At 64.7% G+C, this 215-nt stretch carries 1 pseudogene; it reads left to right on the forward strand.

From position 1 onward, the window contains the following. Nucleotides 1–77: 77 nt before the first annotated feature. Nucleotides 78–215, forward strand: a pseudogene (locus IH80_RS46765) (IS110 family transposase); the annotation flags it as partial.

A 215-nucleotide genomic window follows, 5' to 3' on the forward strand; every position in this document is an offset into this window, starting at 1 on the left:
GCGAACAGGTCGCTGTGTAGAGCAATGCCGGCGAGGTCGTCCGTGGTACGCAGACGAGGACGAACGACTGGAGCACGATGAGCCGGATATGGGGGGACCTACTGCGGCAAGGGGCCTCACCACTGCCTGGTCCTGGACGCTGAGGGCGACACACTGCTGTCGCGACGGGTAGCCAACGACGAGCCTGAGCTGCTGGCCTTGATCGCCGATGTGCT

Source organism: Streptomyces sp. NRRL S-378 (assembly GCF_000720645.1).
Taxonomy (GTDB): Bacteria; Actinomycetota; Actinomycetes; order Streptomycetales; family Streptomycetaceae; genus Streptomyces.